Genomic DNA, 16,419 nt, shown 5'->3' with positions numbered 1-16,419 from the left:
AAGCGGGGTTAGTGTTCATTCATGGATAGAAGCCGTCCGGCGAGGGACGTATGTTATTTCTGAAGGGTTTTATTATAGGCGTCCAACGCCTTGCGGAATTCGGACGGCATGTCGTCCGTAGACATGCCGGTGGATTTGGGGACGGAGCGTGTTTCCGTAGCCATGTCCGGATTGGAAACGCCCTTTTCCTGGATGGAAGCCATGTTGGATTTTCCGTTAGGGCCGTGTCCGGGATTGCTTCCCTGGCCTTTCTGGGAACCGCTCTGTCCTTCTCCATTCCCATCCCCTTCCTGCTGTTCCATGGCCTGGGAATCGCCGTCCATGCCCAGAAGCTGGCGTAGCATGTCCATCAGGGCCTGGCCTCCCGGCTTGGGTTCGCCTCCCGCTCCCGTCATTTTGGCCTTGGCGGCCTGGTAGATCAGTTCAATCACGTCCGTCTGGGCCGCCAGCGTCTGGCCTCCGGTGTTGTAAACTTCCAGCAGGTCTACGGCGTCATTCATGGCATGGCGGCATTTTTTCAACAGTTCCACCACTTCCTCGTTGGTTTCTCCCATGATGAGGTCGGAGGTGTCCGCCTGGAGTTCATCCTGCTGTCCGGCCAGCTTGGAGGCCGTCTCCTTGTGTTTGGCGGAATATTCCGGAGCGGATCCCGGAGCGGCGGAGCAAGGCAGGGAAAGCGCCAGGATGACGGCTGGCAGGGTAACGGCGTTCATGGGGCGGGTGGAGTAAGGGTTTTGCGGTGTTCCTGTTCGGCGGCGCGGGTGCGCATGCGGATGTCCTGTTCCTGCTGGATCATGCGGATGATCTTCAGCATGAATTCGAACTCGGCGTCGGAAATGGAGCCTTGGTCGCCGCCGCCATCACCTCCGCCACCGTCATTACGGCTCTTCTTGTAGTCGTCTATCAGCTTGGCCCAGTGGAGGAGGGTGGAGGCATACAGGCGGGATTCGTCAATGGAGCGGGCCGTGATCGCGTTCAGGATGTTGCCGTGCACCAGGTCCAGTTTCTCCCGGAGGGAAAAGGCGTTCATCTGGTTGTACAGGTCGCTGTAAATGCGTTCTCCCGTACGGGACTTGTAATAACTGAGATCTTCCAGAATCCAGCCGATGTCCTGCGTGGAGGCGTTTTGAAGGGTGGCGATGGTTTCCATCTCCCGCTTGGTGGAGGGGTCCAGTTCATCCATGGTCATGCCCACAATGATATTGATCTGTCCAGCCAAGGCGTTCGCGATGGAATCCTCCTTGGCCGCGGCCTGCTTGAGGCGCGCCACAAAGGTGCTGGCTTCCATGTCCTGCGCGGATTTGGCAAGCTGGTTCATGGCGTCTTTCAGGGCCTGGGTGGCGTTGGAGTGGGAATTCTCCCCGTCATCCAGGTCTTTCCGGCTTTCCTGTGCAGAGCGGTTTTCAGAGGCGGAATTCCGGAACTGCGTCTGCGCCTTCTTCATGGGACCGTTGGGGATGGGTTTCAGCATGGAGATGCCCTTCATGAATTCCTTCATGCCGGCCGGGTCGATCTGGGAATTGCGGGAGGCCTCCTTGAACAGGTTTTCCGAGCGGTTGAGCAATTCGCTCAATTCTCGCCTGTTGGTCTGCTCTTCGTCAGCCAGGGCGTGCAGGCGTTCCTGAACCTGCGAATTTTTCAGTTCGTTGTTTTCCATCCCTTTCAGGCGCTTCGCCTCGTCCGCCATGGCGTCCATGCGGCGGATCATGCCTTCCAGCTCGCTGGTGATGCGTTCCAGTTCATTGCGGATCATCTGGGCGTGCTCTGATTTGGAGAGGACGAAAATGATCATGGGTTCCGAATAAACGCGCTTACCTCCGGGCTTGTAATCCTGCGTGAAGCCGCGCACGACCACGCGCTGGGGGGAGAGTTTCAGCGCCCTGGCCTGGAACAGGTACGTCCCTTTCAAGCTGGTCTGCGTGGGATGGCCGTTTGCCAGAACCTTTTCCCCGCGCAGGCCGGGAACGGGTTTTTCCGCCTTGACCGGGTCCGGAGCCGTTCCTCCGTCCTGTTCGTCATCGTAAAAGGATTTTTCCCCCTGCCATTCCACCCCCATTTCCCGGAGTCCGAAATCGTCCGCCGCCTCCACTTCCAGTTCAATGCTGGTGTCTTCCAGGACGTGGCGGTCATTCTCCCCGCCTCTCAGGTAAATGGACGGCTGCTTGTCCTCAATGGGTTCCAGGCGGATCCGGACGGGCTGGGATGCCGCCAGCCCGTCACGGTCCGTCCAGGTCAGCTCTATCTCCTCCGGGTCCTTTTCCAGGTGGATGTCCGGAATGATGACGCTGCTCCCTTCCACTTGCAGCGGCTTGCCCTTCGTGGTGGATGCGGATGCCAAATGCTGGGAAGCGGTTACTTTCAGCGTGAGCGTGGACCCTTCCGGGGATGAAATGACGCCGGCGCGCATGGCTTCGTGGCCTTCGGGACGTGCCATATAGGAGGGATAGGCCACGGTGGCCGTAGCTCCCAGCAAGGAGGGGCGGGCCTTCGGAATGATTTTCAGGCGGCGCACGACGTCTCCCGCAGAAAACTCCAGCTTGTCCGCCTGCTGCATGGGAGGAATATGGATTTTATAGGCGCCGTCCGTCAGGGGGGCCTGCTGGCGCACCCTGTTATGGAAGAAGTATTCCCCGGTTTCCGGGCGGGACTTGGTAGCCTCCGCCAGTTTGAGTTCATACAGATAGCTTTCCCCCAGGGGGATGACCAGGGAATCCGGCGTGGGGTCCAGCTGGGTGAACGTATAGCGTTCCGGAGGATTGAACGGGCGGAGCCAGCGCTTCAGAGCGTTCCCGGCCGCTTCCGGGGTGACCAGGCATACGCCGGCGGTGCAGAAAGCCAGGATGGCCAGCAGGATGAACAACTTCTTGTGGCTGGGCCGGGGGATGTTGACCGTCAGGTCGCGTGCGGAAACCTCTCGGGCCACCTGTTCCATGGCGGCCACCTTCAACTTTTCAGAACTGTAATGGGATGCGTGTTTTTCAGAATCCAGTTCAATGACGCCCAGGAGACGGTCTCCCAGGGCCGCATCCGTCCGGGAAATCAGGCGCGCCAGCTGGGCTTCCGTGCGCCGTTGCCACACCCACCGGAAACTCCACCACGGGATGAAAAACGCCACGCCGGCCACGGCGGTGAAGAAAAGAATCCAGCCCACGGCGGAAGGCGTTTCCCACAATCTGTCGGAGAGGAACAGGAGGACGTAGGAAAGAATCACGGCAATGCCTGCAAGACATGCGGCTTCCAGCATCTTGACCGTTCTGAGGCGGCGGCGGAAGGAGTGAAGCTGCCTGACCAGCTGGACAGGGAGTTTGACGGTAGTTGACGGGGGCATGCTTAATCCCGGTATCTACGCCATTTACATCGTTTTTGCAAGCTTGCCGCGCGTGATGGGGCAAATTCTCCTGCATTGGGTCTGAAGTGTTTTTATCGCTGGACTTTATAGTTTGATTTCCTAAAATAACGCCGCGCTTTAAAATCTGGCCTGATTTGCGCATGACTAAAAACCAACATATAGGCCTTACCCATTGACTTCGCCATGCAACAGGGAAACAAAACAACGGCTCCGGAGGTTGACTTCGGAGAATTCGCACCAGCCACCTACGCCGAATGGCGTGAGGCAGCCGTCGCTGCCTTGAAAGGGGCTGATTTTGACAAGAAGCTTTTTACCAAGCTTGTGGAAGGAATCACTCTGCATCCCATCTATAACAAGTGGGATGAACACGCTCCGGTAATGCCTGCCGGGCAGTTCCCGTACCGCCGCGGAACGCGCGCCCTGGGCTATGTGGAAAAGCCCTGCGAAATTGCCCAGAGCATTCCCGCCTCCACTCCGGAAGATTTCAACAGCAAGCTCCTGCATGACCTGGACCGCGGCCTGACCGCCGTGAACGTCCAGCTCAACTGCAAGTGCGGCCTGAAGCTGCGCAAGCAGGCTGACTGGGATACCGCCCTCAAGGGCGTCCAGCTGGACAAGCAGCCCGTGTATATCACGCCCGGCTCCTGCGGTTTGGGTACGCTCTCCATGTTCCTGAACACGTACAAGGCCGCCGGCTTCAATACGGCGGACCTCAAGGGCGGCGTTCTGTACGACCCGGTGGGGAAAGCCGTGATGAAGGGTTCCCTCTGCGGAGGGAAGGGCATCTGCGCCTACTATGACCAGATGGCCGTGATGACCAAGTGGGCCATCGCCAATGCCCCCTCCTTCCAGACCATCGGCGTCAGCGGGCTGCCCTACGCAGACTCCGGCGCTTCCGCCTTTGAAGAAGTGGGCGCCATGCTGGCGACCGCCGTGGCCTACCTTCGCGCCATGGAGGAACGCGGCATCTCCGTGGATGAAACCGCCGCGCACATGCGCTTTACGGTTTCCGTCGGCGCCAACCTGTTCCTGGAAATCGCCAAGATCCGCGCTCTGCGCGAACTCTGGGCCATCATCGTGAAGGAATGCGGCGGCAGTGAAGAAGCCGCGAAAATCAAGCTTCATGCCCGCACCTCCTTCTGGACCCTTTCCAAGGTGGATCCCTGGGTCAACCTTCTGCGCGGTTCCGCCCAGGCCTTCTCCGCCATCATGGGCGGCGTGGACAGCATTGACGTGCTGCCCTTTGACGCGGCCGTGCGCATGCCGGACGAATTCTCCCGCCGCATCGCCCGCAACTGCCCGCTGATACTGCTGGGCGAATGCAACCTGGACAAGGTGGTGGACCCCGCCGGCGGTTCCTGGTACCTGGAAAACCTGACGGACGAAGCCTCCCGCAACATCTGGAACGTCTTCCAGGGTATTGAAAAGGAAGGCGGCGTTATCAAGGCCCTCCAGGCCGGTACCATTCAGAAGAGCGTGAACGCCACCGCCGCCAAGCGGTATGAACTGGCCGACCAGCGCCGCCAGTCCATCGTGGGCGTCAACCAGTACGTCAACCTGACGGAGAAAAAGCTGGAAACGCCGGAAGGCGCCGGATGCTCCGCCTCCAAGGGGCACGGTTGCTGCAAGAATGCGGACGTACAGCTTCCGAACGTGGAAATGAGCGTGGATTCCGCCTGCAAGGCTGCCGGGGAAGGCTTCTCCACCTGTCTGATTAACAAGGCCCTGGTGGCCGGCGCCGACTGCAAGTGCGGTGCGCCGCTGGAAATCGAAGCCCTGCCGAAGCGCCGCCTGGCGGAACGCTTTGAATCCCTGCTTGCCAAGGCTGACGCCTGGGTGCAGGAAAAAGGCTCCCGCCCGATGGTGTTCTTTGCGAACATGGGACCGCTGCGCCAGCACAAGGCCCGTGCGGACTTCTCCCGCGACTTCCTGCGGGCCGGCGGTCTGGACGTGGTTTACCCGTCCGGCTTCCAGACTCCGGAAGATGCGGCCAGAGGCGCCGCGGAAAGCGGCTGCGCCGTGTGCGTAATCTGCTCCACGGACGACACCTATCCGGAAATCGTTCCCGCCTTCTGCAAGGCGCTCAACGAAATCAAACCGGACATGATGGTGGCCCTCGCCGGTTATCCGGCCGACCATGTGGAAGCGTTCAAGGAAGCCGGCGTGGATATCTTCATCCATGTCAAGGCCAACTGCTACAACACCGTTGAAGCTATCCAGAACAAGATCGGCCTCTAAAAACCACCAACCTATTTCATTCAATGAGCAATATTCCTGATTTTGCATCCGCCTCCTATCCTGAAATCAAGGCTGGTGCCCAGACCACGGCTTCCGAAACGGAAACCTGGATGACCAATGAACAGATTCCCGTACCGCCCACCTACTCGGAAAACGTGTACGACGACTGCCTGCACCTGGACTTTACGGCCGGTGTGGCCCCCAACCTCCGCGGACCGTACGCCACCATGTACGTCGCACGTCCCTGGACGGTGCGCCAGTACGCGGGCTTCTCCACGGCGGAAGAATCCAACGCCTTCTACCGCCGCAACCTGGCGGCCGGGCAGAAGGGGCTTTCCATCGCCTTTGACCTGGCGACGCACCGCGGCTATGACTCCGACCACCCCCGCGTGGTGGGTGACGTGGGCAAGGCCGGCGTGGCCGTAGACTCCATCCTGGACATGGAAATCCTCTTCAAGGGTATTCCGCTGGACAAGATGTCCGTCTCCATGACCATGAACGGCGCCGTGCTTCCCGTGCTGGCCTTCTACATCGTGGCGGCCCAGGAACAGGGCTGCACGCTGGACCAGCTCTCCGGCACGATCCAGAATGACATCCTCAAGGAATACATGGTGCGCAACACCTACATTTATCCGCCGGATCCTTCCATGAAGATCATTGCGGACATCTTTGAGTTCACCTCCAAGTACATGCCCAAGTTCAACTCCATTTCCATCTCCGGCTACCACATGCAGGAAGCCGGCGCCACGGCGGACCTGGAAATGGCGTACACGCTTGCGGACGGCCTGGAATATGTGCGCACCGGGATCAAGGCCGGCATTGACATTGACGCCTTCGCTCCGCGCCTTTCCTTCTTCTGGGCCCAGGGCAAGAACTACTTCATGGAAGTGGCCAAGATGCGCGCCGCACGCGTGCTGTGGGCCAAGCTCATCAAGCAGTTCAACCCCAAGAACCCGAAGTCCCTGGCCCTGCGCACGCACTCCCAGACTTCCGGCTGGTCCCTCACGGAGCAGGACCCGTTCAACAACGTGACCCGCACCTGCATTGAAGCCCTGGCCGCCGCCTGCGGCCACACGCAGTCCCTACACACGAACTCCCTGGACGAAGCGATCGCGCTGCCGACGGACTTCTCCGCCCGCATCGCCCGCAACACCCAGCTCCATCTGCAGGATGAAACCACCATTTGTAAAGTGATCGACCCGTGGGGCGGTTCCTACTACGTGGAATACCTGACCAACGAGCTCATCCGCAAGGGCTGGGCCCACCTTCAGGAAGTGGAAAAACTGGGCGGCATGGCAAAGGCCATTGAAACAGGACTGCCCAAGATGCGCATTGAAGAAGCCGCGGCACGCCGCCAGGCTGCCATTGACTCCGGCAAGGAGCCGATCATCGGCGTCAACAAGTACCGTTTGGAACAGGAAGCCAAGATCGACATTCTGGAAGTGGACAACACCACCGTCCGGGACGCCCAGATCGCCCGCCTGCAAAAGCTGCGTGCGGAACGTGACTCCGCCGCGTGCGAAGCTGCTCTGGAAGCCCTGTCCGAATGCGCCCGCACGGGTGAAGGCAACCTCCTTGACCTCGCCATCAAGGCGGCCAAGGCCCGCGCCTCCCTGGGTGAAATTTCCTCCGCCCTGGAAAAACACTTCGGGCGCCATAAAGCACCAATCAAACTCATTACCGGCGTGTACGCTCAATCCTATGGTCAAGATCCGCTGGTGGAGGAAGTCCGCAAGATGACGGACGACTTCGCCGAACGCACGGGACGTCGTCCCCGCATCCTCGTCGCCAAGATGGGCCAGGACGGCCACGACCGCGGCGCCAAGGTGGTCTCCTCCGCCTATGCCGACCTCGGCTTTGACGTGGACGTAGGCCCGCTCTTCCAGACGCCGGAGGAAACCGCCAAGATGGCGATTGAAAACGACGTGCACATGATCGGCATGAGCTCCCTGGCCGCAGGCCACAAGGTGCTTCTGCCCACCCTTGTGGAAGAACTCAAGAAGCAGGGCCGTCCTGACATCCTGGTCTTCTGCGGCGGCGTCATTCCCGCCCAGGACTATGACTTCCTGAAGGAACACGGCGCGGTAGCCATCTTCGGCCCCGGCACCAACATTCCGGAAGCCTCCAAGGAAATCATGGAAGCCCTCAACGAACAGTACGCCGACTAAGGCCTTCGTTGGGAAAATATCCTCGATCGTCAAGGAGCCGGATCATGTGATCCGGCTCCTTTTTAGTAAACTCCGTTTCAGCCGGGCTCTCTGAACGGATGTTCTTTTCCCTATGGAGCACCGCAAGCCCTGGCGGTGACTGGATCACCGGATGTCGCAGGACATCCTTTCTTTTTCAAACGTGGTCTTCAGCGCTTGCTTTGTTCCTGTTTTCCGTGTGGAGTTGATAAGGGCCGGGCGGCCCTTACTCCCAGCAGCGCGTTCATAAAAAGCCATCTATGAAAAAACGCGTAAAAAGGATCAATGGCACGGGATACCGCAGAGGCCGGAGGCCCTAATTCCGGCTCAACTGTGGAATGGACTCTTGTCCTTTACCGGTTGACCCAGCCCTGAAAGGTTCCATCTTCCAGAGGTTTAATGCTCAGGCCTGTTTCTGATTCATACTCTCCCTTGTACTTGATGACAGGGTATGTAAAAAGAGCCCTGCCGTTTGGTGTTGTTTCCATCTTCAGGGATTTCAGTGTAATGGTATCTCCGGGGGAAAGTGGAAAAGCGTGGCCGTCCGCATAATAATGCTGGTCCAATTCTACCAGGGAAACTTTCCCGTCCTTTTTGGAGACGGCCAGAATATCGAAGCGGGTAGGGCTTGTCTGCACGCCGATGAAGATGGTATTCCATTCCGGAACGTCCACCGCGGCGCAGACCTTTCCCTTGACCGGCATCTGGAATTCATATGACCGGGTTCCGTCTGACACTTTCCAGGCTTTTGTCTCCCGGTTCTCGGAAACGGTCACTCCCTGTTCAGTAAAATCACCTTCTGCGGCCAGGGAAAAAGGGAACGAGCAGGGGGCCAGCAGGGCAGCGGCCAATAATAATGTTTTCATATCAGGATAAGAATGGGTTACCTTTCTTCATCTCATGACTCCGTCGGTGTTGCAAGAGAAAATCTCTTTTTCAGGCAGACTTGTTGAGGCCTCTCCAATGTTGAGGCAACTGAACCGCCAATGTTTCCGGAACATCCTCTTTTTTAAAGTATTTTGATTGCCGCTCAAGTTGTTTCTGGTTGCCGTCCGGGCTTGCGGTGTTGCCCCATGCCATCAGTCGTCAACAGAGTATTTGAATATAGCACTCCCGTTATCCTTCTTCCGTGTTTTTTTCACGGTCGTTCTACTGGGAACAAGGGGCTCCCGCCCTTTGTAATCTCCTAATAAAACAGGAACAAGGCAAACCCTAGAAAACACGCTTTAAAGAGAAAAAATGTCTTGTGGGCCATCCGGTCATTCAGCTGCTGCAGTGGCCTGCGGCACTCCCTTGGTCATGGGAACTAATTCCCCGGAAATCAGTCATCCGCGATGTGGTGACGCAGCTCCATTGCTTGTGACTGGAAGCAGAGGTTTGATTTTCTCTGTTTTCCCATTCTTCAAGACTTCGGATTTCAAGCTTTCTTTTCCGTTCAACCGGGTATTTCCGGTTTCCCTGACCTTCATAGATAAATCTGTTCCCAAATGTAACGAAGGGGAAATATTTCTCTTCCTGTTTTCCATTCAGCGTTTACAAGGGGCGGGAGCCCCTTGTTCCCAGTAGAGCGGCCATGAAGAAAAACACGGAAGAGGGATTAATGGGACGGGTTGCCGCAGCGGACTGCGGGGATCCTTCCGGCTTTATCCCGGCTCCGCTTTTATTGCTTTTGCTTGCCCCTGGCGGTCAAATTCCGTAGTCTCGTCCCGCCGTGAGCCGCACCTACCGTCATTGCCTGGATTTCAAGAAGGGATTGATTCCCCCTGATACGGATATCTTCCGGGTAATTGACGGGGCAGGGGATGGCCGCCCGGACGTATTTGCAGACCAGATGGGAGACCGCATTCTGGTCTCCACGCGCGATTGCCCCATCCCTGCGGACTTGGAGCGTGAACTTCGGGAAATGGATGTGCCCGTCTTCCACAAAAGGCTGGAACAGAACCAGAAAGAGGCTCCCGTACAAATCTCCGGACCGGAACTCCCCCTGCAATTTACGGTAACGGAGCAGGGCGTGCGTTTCAAAATAGACATGTCCACCGGTTATTCTCAGGGAATCTTTCTGGACCAGCGCGACCACCGCCGCCAGGTCAGGGAACGGAGCGGTTCCGGCATGAGGGTGCTGAACACCTTTGCCTATACGGGGGCTTTTTCCGTTTATGCCGCGCTGGGAGGGGCTCAGACGACTACGCTGGACCTGGCGCAGCCGTGCCTGGACTGGGCCAGGGAAAATCTCAATCTGAACGGAATCGATCCTTCCACCCAGTATTTCTGCAAGGGCGACGTGCGGCACTGGCTGGAACGTTTCGCCCGGCAGGGCCGGACCTTCCACGGCATTATCTTGGATCCTCCCACGTTTTCCCGGGATGACCGGGGGCGGGTGTTCCGTGTGGAATCCCATTACGGGGAACTGGTGGCCCAGGCGCGCGAATGCCTGGAACCGGGCGGCTGGATGCTGTGCACCAGCAACTGCCGCAAGCTGAGCCATGAGGACTTTCGCAGGATGGTGGCGGAGGCCGTTCCCGGCTTCCGGCTGACCCATGATCCCATGCCTCCGGATTTCACCGGAGAGGATTATTTGAAAAGATTGTGGATAGATTGGAAATGAATATTTTATGAAAAAATTTCCTCACCGTCGCTGACGCATTTTATCCTTTTGAAAACCTTCTCCGTCTGATAGGAAACCGCCCAATTACTTTTTCATGAAAAAACTAGCTTATGTTGCGGGGTTCTTTGCACTTACGTGCACCCCTTTGCTCGCCGCTCTCTATGAAAACCTGGAGGTGGGAATGGATAAGGACCAGGTTCTGAAAACCCTGAGGCAGAGCAAGCAGCTGGAAGGACCGCCCACGGATGCCCTTCTTTCACGTACCGGACTCAATGGCGTTTTTAAAACCCGGCGGCCCATAGGCGGCCAGACCTTTTCCCTGAACTTTGACTATGACCGTTCCGGCGGCCTGCGGGCCGTGGTCTTCTACTCCCGGAACAAATGCCGCAGTTCCGAGTATGAAACCAAACTGAAATCCGCCTACAAGGCGCTTCTGGTGGGCCTGACGGAAAAATTCGGGGAACCGGCGAACATGCCGGAATGGGTGGCCAAGGAATCCCTTCAGGAAGGACGCATCCTGTACATGCACATGTGGAAGGTAGCCCCCGGCGTCTTCCTGATGTCCGGCCTGGGCAACATGGGGGCCATGGAAGGATACTTCCCCCTCTTCCGCTTTTCCGGACCGTCCGGCATGCCTCCCGCATCCAAAAGGGACAGGGAGGAACTGAAAAGGGAATGGGCGGCCATTCCGGAATTTCCGGGATTGAAGGAAGCTGAGCTTCACATTTCCGATGCCGTGCGCTCCATGGGCTCCAAAAAATATGAGGACGCCTTTGAATGCTTCCAGCAGGCGGCGGAATTGGGCAGTCCACGCGGCTACTGGGGCATGGCATTCCTGTACGATCTGGGCAAGTATGGAGTAAAGCGGGACAAGAAAAAAGCGGAGGAAATGCACCGCAAGGCTGGCTCGGCCGGATATGCCCCCTCCGCCTCCAAATTCGGCGCCACATGGCCGGAAGCGGCGCAGGCCCTGGGTTTGTCTGCCGCGGAAGCCCGGGAACAATTCCGCATGCGCCAGCGGGCGGCGGCGGAAGGCTATGCCTCGGAACAATACAACCTGGGCGTGATGTACCAGACGGGGTTTGGCGTTCCCAAGGATCTTGCCAAGGCCCGGGAGTGGTTCCAGAAAGCGGCGGACCAGGATGACGTGCAGGCCAAAAGCATCCTGAAAAAACTCCAGTAACTCTTTTTCCAATTCATTACTATCATGAGCCTATACGCACAACAACTCGTTCGCTACCCTGAACTGGGCATCTCCCTTGACTTTTCCAAACTCCCGCTGGACGACGCTTTCCTGTCTTCCATGCAAGGCCGGGTAGACAAGGCGTTTGCCGACATGAAGGCGCTGGAATCCGGCGCCATCGCCAATCCGGATGAAAACCGCATGGTGGGCCACTACTGGCTGCGCAACTCCTCCCTGGCTCCCACGCTGGAGCTGAAAGCCGCCATTGACGGGCCTCTGGCGGACGTCAAGGCCTTTGGCCAGAACGTTCTGGAAGGTAAAATCACGCCTCCCCGCGCGGAACAGTATTCCGCCGCCCTCGTCATCGGCATCGGCGGGTCCGCCCTTGGTCCGGAACTGGTGGCGGACGCCATCCCGGCGGCAGGGCTGGACATGTTCTTCCTGGACAACACGGACCCGGACGGCATGTACAGGGTGCTGGAATCCCTTCCTCTGGAAGAAACGCTCGTCGTCGTCATCTCCAAATCCGGTGGTACGCCGGAAACCCGCAATGGCATGATGGTGGCGCAGGACTTCTTTAAAAAGAACGGGCTGGAATTCGCTCCCCAGGCGGTGGCCGTCACGGGCGTGGGCTCCAAACTGGACAAAACGGCTGAAGCGGAAGGCTGGCTCAAACGCTTCCCGATGGAAGACTGGGTGGGCGGTCGCACGTCCGTCATGTCCGTGGTGGGCCTCGTTCCCGCCGTGCTTCAGGGAGTGGACGTGGACGAACTGCTGGAAGGCGCCCGGCTGATGGATGAAAAGACCCGCCGGGATTGCGTGAAGTGCAATGCCTCCATGAAGCTGGCGCTGGCCTGGTACAAGGCCACCAACGGCAAGGGGGAAAAGGACATGGTGGTTCTTCCTTACAAGGACGCCCTGGTGCTCTTCTCCAAATACCTTCAGCAGCTCATCATGGAGTCCCTCGGCAAGAGGCTGGACCTGGACGGCAATGAAGTCTGCCAGGGCATTTCCGTGTACGGCAACAAGGGTTCCACGGACCAGCACGCCTATGTGCAGCAGCTCCGTGACGGGGTGAACAACTTCTTTGCCACTTTCATTGAAGTGCGCGAATGCTCCGCGGATGCGGTGGAAGTGGAAGCGGGTGCCACCTGCGGAGACTTCCTCCAGGGCTTCCTGCGCGGCACCCGTCAGGCGCTGGCGGAATCCGGCCGTTCCTCCATTACCATTTCCATTCCGGAAGTGAACGCCAAAACGCTCGGCATGCTGATCGCCTTGTTTGAGCGCGCCGTCTCCTTCTATGCGTCCCTGGTGAACATCAACGCCTACCACCAGCCCGGCGTGGAAGCCGGCAAAAAGGCGGCGGGCACCTTCCTGGCCCTGCTGGGCAAGGTGAGGGCCGCTCTGGGTACCTCTCCGGAAACCGCCGCCCAGGTGGCTGCCCGGCTGGATGCGGACCAGGAAGCCGTGTACCACTGCCTGGTCCACATCGCCTCCAGTGATTCTTCCGTCAAGTGGGTTCAGGCCTGTTGTGCGGATGAAGACACCTTCTGCAAGGCGTAAAAGAGTAAAGCCCTATTATTTCCGGCGGACGCTTATCTGACTGATAGGCGTCCGCTCTCCTTTTGATAGACTTTTTCTTGTTGAAAGATGAAAAGCCGGTCAGTAGAGGGAACACCATTTCCATGGCAAGGAGGGGCTGGATGAACTTCCCGGTATCCCGGTTCTGCGGCTTTGCCGGCCAGAAGGCGCCGGCTGTGTGTACCCGGTGAATCTTCTCCATCATGAAGCGGATGGCTTTTGCCGGAGGGAGTTCCCGACCATGTGGGACAACGGAAAGCGGGATGATCGGAACGGGGAATAATTCAGGCCTTGAAAAGAGGTTTTTGGAATACGTTCTTTTTCCCAAAAACATTGAAAAACATTTTCGTTTTCCGTACAATTTCGAGTTGACAAAGCAGTAGGCCAAAGGCATCTTTACTCGACCCTAACTCGCTATCGGGTCTTTTGTTGGCTCCTGTGGTTGATGTTTGGGCAGAATCATTAATTCGACTACAATAATCGATATGTCCACCAATTCCTGCGCATGCAGCGCATCTACTGACAAATTCGTCTATTCCTTCGGCGGAGGGTCCGCCGACGGCAATGGCAGCATGAAAAATCTTCTGGGCGGCAAGGGCGCCAACCTTGCGGAAATGGCCCGCATCGGCCTTCCTGTCCCTCCCGGATTCACGATCACCACGGAGGTTTGCACTTACTACTACGATCACGGTTGCACCTATCCCGCCCAGCTTGACGCGCAAATCAAGGAAGGTATTGCCAGGATGGAACAAATCTTGGGCCGCAAGTTCGGCGATACGGAAGCCATGCCCATGCTGGTGGCCGTGCGCTCCGGCGCCCGCGAATCCATGCCCGGCATGATGGACACGATTCTGAACCTTGGCCTGAATGAAAAATCCGTGGAAGCCATGGTGAAGGCCACCGGCAATCCCCGCTTTGCATGGGACTGCTACCGCCGCTTCGTCCAGATGTACGGCGACGTGGTGCTGGGCGTGCAGAAGAACCCGGACGAAGACCACGAACCCTTTGAAGCCGCCATCGCCGCCATCAAGGAAGAACGCTACGGCAGCGCAGACGTGGAAGACACCAAGCTCTCCGCGGATGACCTGAAGGAACTGGTCTCCCGCTTCAAGGCCCTGGTGCTGGAACGCACCGGCCATGAATTCCCGGAATGCCCGTGGGAACAGCTTCAGGGTGCTATCGGCGCCGTATTCGGTTCCTGGAACAATGACCGCGCCATCGTGTACCGCCAGAAATACGGCATCCCGTCCGAATGGGGCACCGCCGTCAACGTGCAGGCCATGGTGTTCGGCAACACGGGTGAAGAATCCGGTTCCGGCGTGGCGTTCACCCGCAACCCCGCTTCCGGCGAAAATGAATTTTACGGTGAATTCCTGATGAACGCGCAGGGTGAAGACGTGGTGGCCGGCGTGCGTACGCCCGCTCCCGTGGCAGCCCTTCACGACGTGATGCCCGCCGCCTTCAATGAACTGATGCGGATCCGCGAAGTGCTGGAAAGCCACTTCCACGACATGCAGGACTTTGAATTCACCATTCAGGACCGCACCGTGTACATGCTCCAGACCCGCAACGGCAAACGCACCGGCGTGGCCGCCTTCCGCATCGCCTGTGAAATGGTGGAGCAGGGCCTGATCGACTGGAAGACCGCCGTGCGCCGCATTCCCGCGGACCAGGTGGACCAGCTGCTGACCCCCATCTTTGACCGTGAAGCCATCAAGAAAGCCACGATGCTGACCCGCGGCCTCCCCGCCGGCCCCGGCGCCGCTACCGGCCGCATTTACCTGAACGCCGAACGCTGCGTGGAAGCTGCGGACAACGGTGAAAAAGTGCTTCTGGTCCGTCTGGAAACCTCTCCGGAAGACCTGCGCGGCATGATTGCCGCTGAAGGCATCCTGACCGCCCGCGGCGGCGTTTCCTCCCACGCGGCCCTCGTTGCCCGCCAGATGGGCAAGGTCTGCGTCTGCGGCGCTGATGAAGTCATCGTGGACTACAACAACCGCACCGTCACCGTTGGCGGCATGACCTTCAATGAAGGCGACTACATGTCCATCGACGGAACGAGCGGCCTGGTGTACGCCGGCAAGGTGGAAACCTCTCCTTCTGAAATCATCCAGGTTCTGATCTCCAAGACCATGAAGCCGGAAGACAGCCGCACCTACCAGAACTTCGCCAGGCTGATGCAGTGGTGCGACGACTGCACGAAGATGAAAGTGCGCACCAACGCGGACTCTCCCAAGCAGACGGAAACCGCCATCGCCTTCGGCGCTACCGGCATCGGCCTCTGCCGCACGGAGCACATGTTCTTTGAAGGGGACCGCATCGACTTCGTTCGTGAAATGATCCTCTCCACCAAGAAGAGCGACCGCGTGGCGGCCGTTTCCAAGCTCCTTCCCTACCAGAAGGGCGACTTCAAGGGCATCTTCAAGGCGCTCAAGGGACTGCCGGGCACCATCCGCCTGCTGGACCCGCCCCTGCACGAATTCCTGCCCCAGACGAAGGAACAGCAGCTTGACCTGGCCCAGAAGATCGGCATGCCCGTGGAAGTCATCATGCGCCGCGTGGCTGAACTCCACGAGTTCAACCCGATGCTCGGCCACCGCGGCTGCCGTCTCGGCATCGCCTATCCGGAAATCACGGAAATGCAGGCCCGCGCCATCTTTGAAGCCGCTGTGGAAGTCTCCCAGGAAGAAGGCTTCGCCGTAGTGCCTGAAATCATGGTTCCCCTGGTGGCCTTCAAGAAGGAACTGGACATCCAGAAAGCCATCATCGACAAGGTGGCCCAGCAGGTATTTGAAGAAAAGGGCGCCAAGGTGGACTACCTGGTAGGCACCATGATTGAAATCCCGCGCGCCGCCGTTACGGCTGACGAAATCGCGGAAACCGCCCAGTTCTTCTCCTTCGGCACCAATGACCTGACCCAGACGGGCCTGGGCATGAGCCGCGACGACTCCGGCTCCTTCCTGCCGCAGTACCAGGAACTGGAAATCATCAAGAAGAACGTCTTCGCCTCCATTGACCAGGATGGCGTCGGCAAGCTGATGAAGATTGCCGTGGAACTGGGCCGCTCCACCCGCCCGGACATCAAACTTGGCATCTGCGGCGAACACGGCGGCGATCCCGCCTCCGTCAAGTTCTGCAACACGCTGGGTCTGACCTACGTGAGCTGCTCCCCCTACCGCGTTCCGACGGCCCGTCTGGCCGCCGCGCAGGCAGCTCTGGAACAGGCGTAACCTCTTTGTTAAGGGTTAATAGACAGCCCGTGGTTCTTCGGAGCCAC

At 58.5% G+C, this 16,419-nt stretch carries 11 protein-coding genes; 6 read left to right on the top strand and 5 right to left on the bottom strand.

Going from position 1 to position 16,419, the window contains the following annotated elements; genetic code table 11:
• Positions 1 to 53: 53 nt before the first annotated feature.
• Both LIO64_RS02005 and LIO64_RS02000 read right to left on the bottom strand, forming a co-directional pair.
• Positions 54 to 713, bottom strand: coding sequence for a hypothetical protein (locus LIO64_RS02005; RefSeq protein WP_290547779.1), 660 nt, complete (start codon positions 711 to 713; stop codon positions 54 to 56).
• Positions 710 to 3,328 carry a hypothetical protein gene (locus LIO64_RS02000; RefSeq protein WP_290547778.1) on the bottom strand — a complete coding sequence of 873 codons (2,619 nt, stop codon included), beginning with the start codon at positions 3,326 to 3,328 and terminating at the stop codon, positions 710 to 712. Before LIO64_RS02000 ends, LIO64_RS02005 begins: the two co-directional genes overlap by 4 nt.
• A 204-nt stretch (positions 3,329 to 3,532) precedes the next feature.
• On the opposite strand from LIO64_RS02000, the gene LIO64_RS01995 reads away from it, so the two are divergent.
• Both LIO64_RS01995 and scpA read left to right on the top strand, forming a co-directional pair.
• Positions 3,533 to 5,587 carry a methylmalonyl-CoA mutase family protein gene (locus LIO64_RS01995; protein WP_290547777.1) on the top strand — a complete coding sequence of 685 codons (2,055 nt, stop codon included), beginning with the start codon at positions 3,533 to 3,535 and terminating at the stop codon, positions 5,585 to 5,587.
• A 23-nt stretch (positions 5,588 to 5,610) separates the two neighbouring features.
• Positions 5,611 to 7,755, top strand: a complete 2,145-nt coding sequence (scpA, locus tag LIO64_RS01990) for a methylmalonyl-CoA mutase (protein ID WP_290547776.1) — start codon at positions 5,611 to 5,613, stop codon at positions 7,753 to 7,755.
• A gap of 371 nt (positions 7,756 to 8,126) precedes the next feature.
• On the opposite strand, the gene LIO64_RS01985 is transcribed toward scpA, so the two are convergent.
• Entirely contained in the window at positions 8,127 to 8,639 is a 513-nt protein-coding gene (locus LIO64_RS01985) for a hypothetical protein (protein ID WP_290547775.1), read from the bottom strand.
• Positions 8,640 to 8,709: 70 nt separating this feature from the next.
• Positions 8,710 to 8,853 carry a hypothetical protein gene (locus tag LIO64_RS01980; RefSeq protein ID WP_290547774.1) on the bottom strand — a complete coding sequence of 48 codons (144 nt, stop codon included), beginning with the start codon at positions 8,851 to 8,853 and terminating at the stop codon, positions 8,710 to 8,712.
• 631 nt (positions 8,854 to 9,484) lie between these two features.
• Between LIO64_RS01980 and LIO64_RS01975 the strand changes: the two genes are divergently transcribed.
• The 3 genes from LIO64_RS01975 to LIO64_RS01965 all read left to right on the top strand — a co-directional run bounded on the left by LIO64_RS01975 (position 9,485) and on the right by LIO64_RS01965 (position 13,124).
• Positions 9,485 to 10,378: a class I SAM-dependent methyltransferase gene (locus LIO64_RS01975; protein ID WP_290547773.1), complete on the top strand. Its 894-nt coding sequence runs from the start codon at positions 9,485 to 9,487 to the stop codon at positions 10,376 to 10,378.
• A 94-nt stretch (positions 10,379 to 10,472) separates the two neighbouring features.
• Positions 10,473 to 11,561, top strand: a complete 1,089-nt coding sequence (locus LIO64_RS01970) for a tetratricopeptide repeat protein (RefSeq protein ID WP_290547772.1) — start codon at positions 10,473 to 10,475, stop codon at positions 11,559 to 11,561.
• A 24-nt stretch (positions 11,562 to 11,585) separates the two neighbouring features.
• Positions 11,586 to 13,124, top strand: coding sequence for a glucose-6-phosphate isomerase (locus LIO64_RS01965; RefSeq protein WP_290547771.1), 1,539 nt, complete (start codon positions 11,586 to 11,588; stop codon positions 13,122 to 13,124).
• On the opposite strand, the gene LIO64_RS01960 is transcribed toward LIO64_RS01965, so the two are convergent.
• Positions 13,072 to 13,536: a hypothetical protein gene (locus LIO64_RS01960; protein ID WP_290547770.1), complete on the bottom strand. Its 465-nt coding sequence runs from the start codon at positions 13,534 to 13,536 to the stop codon at positions 13,072 to 13,074. The genes LIO64_RS01965 and LIO64_RS01960 overlap by 53 nt on opposite strands.
• Positions 13,537 to 13,627: 91 nt before the next feature.
• Between LIO64_RS01960 and ppdK the strand changes: the two genes are divergently transcribed.
• A complete protein-coding gene (gene ppdK, locus LIO64_RS01955) occupies positions 13,628 to 16,372 on the top strand; it encodes a pyruvate, phosphate dikinase (RefSeq protein WP_290547769.1) in 2,745 nt (914 codons plus the stop codon).
• Positions 16,373 to 16,419 lie beyond the last annotated feature (47 nt).

The sequence above is a fragment of the Akkermansia sp. genome (assembly GCF_020860705.1).
In the GTDB taxonomy this organism is placed as follows: Bacteria; Verrucomicrobiota; Verrucomicrobiia; order Verrucomicrobiales; family Akkermansiaceae; genus Akkermansia.
Note: the sequence above shows the minus strand (reverse complement) of the source record. Positions and strands in the feature narration are given on the sequence as shown.

Bases quoted from the DNA above. Each gene is read 5' to 3' on its own strand.
- LIO64_RS02005 (WP_290547779.1), bottom strand. From the start codon at position 713: ATGAACGCCGTTACCCTGCCAGCCGTCATCCTGGCGCTTTCCCTGCCT.
- LIO64_RS02000 (WP_290547778.1), bottom strand. From the start codon at position 3,328: ATGCCCCCGTCAACTACCGTCAAACTCCCTGTCCAGCTGGTCAGGCAG.
- LIO64_RS01970 (WP_290547772.1), top strand. From the start codon at position 10,473: ATGAAAAAACTAGCTTATGTTGCGGGGTTCTTTGCACTTACGTGCACC.
- LIO64_RS01985 (WP_290547775.1), bottom strand. From the start codon at position 8,639: ATGAAAACATTATTATTGGCCGCTGCCCTGCTGGCCCCCTGCTCGTTC.
- LIO64_RS01995 (WP_290547777.1), top strand. From the start codon at position 3,533: ATGCAACAGGGAAACAAAACAACGGCTCCGGAGGTTGACTTCGGAGAA.
- LIO64_RS01960 (WP_290547770.1), bottom strand. From the start codon at position 13,536: ATGCCTTTGGCCTACTGCTTTGTCAACTCGAAATTGTACGGAAAACGA.
- ppdK (WP_290547769.1), top strand. From the start codon at position 13,628: ATGTCCACCAATTCCTGCGCATGCAGCGCATCTACTGACAAATTCGTC.
- scpA (WP_290547776.1), top strand. From the start codon at position 5,611: ATGAGCAATATTCCTGATTTTGCATCCGCCTCCTATCCTGAAATCAAG.
- LIO64_RS01980 (WP_290547774.1), bottom strand. From the start codon at position 8,853: ATGGCATGGGGCAACACCGCAAGCCCGGACGGCAACCAGAAACAACTT.
- LIO64_RS01965 (WP_290547771.1), top strand. From the start codon at position 11,586: ATGAGCCTATACGCACAACAACTCGTTCGCTACCCTGAACTGGGCATC.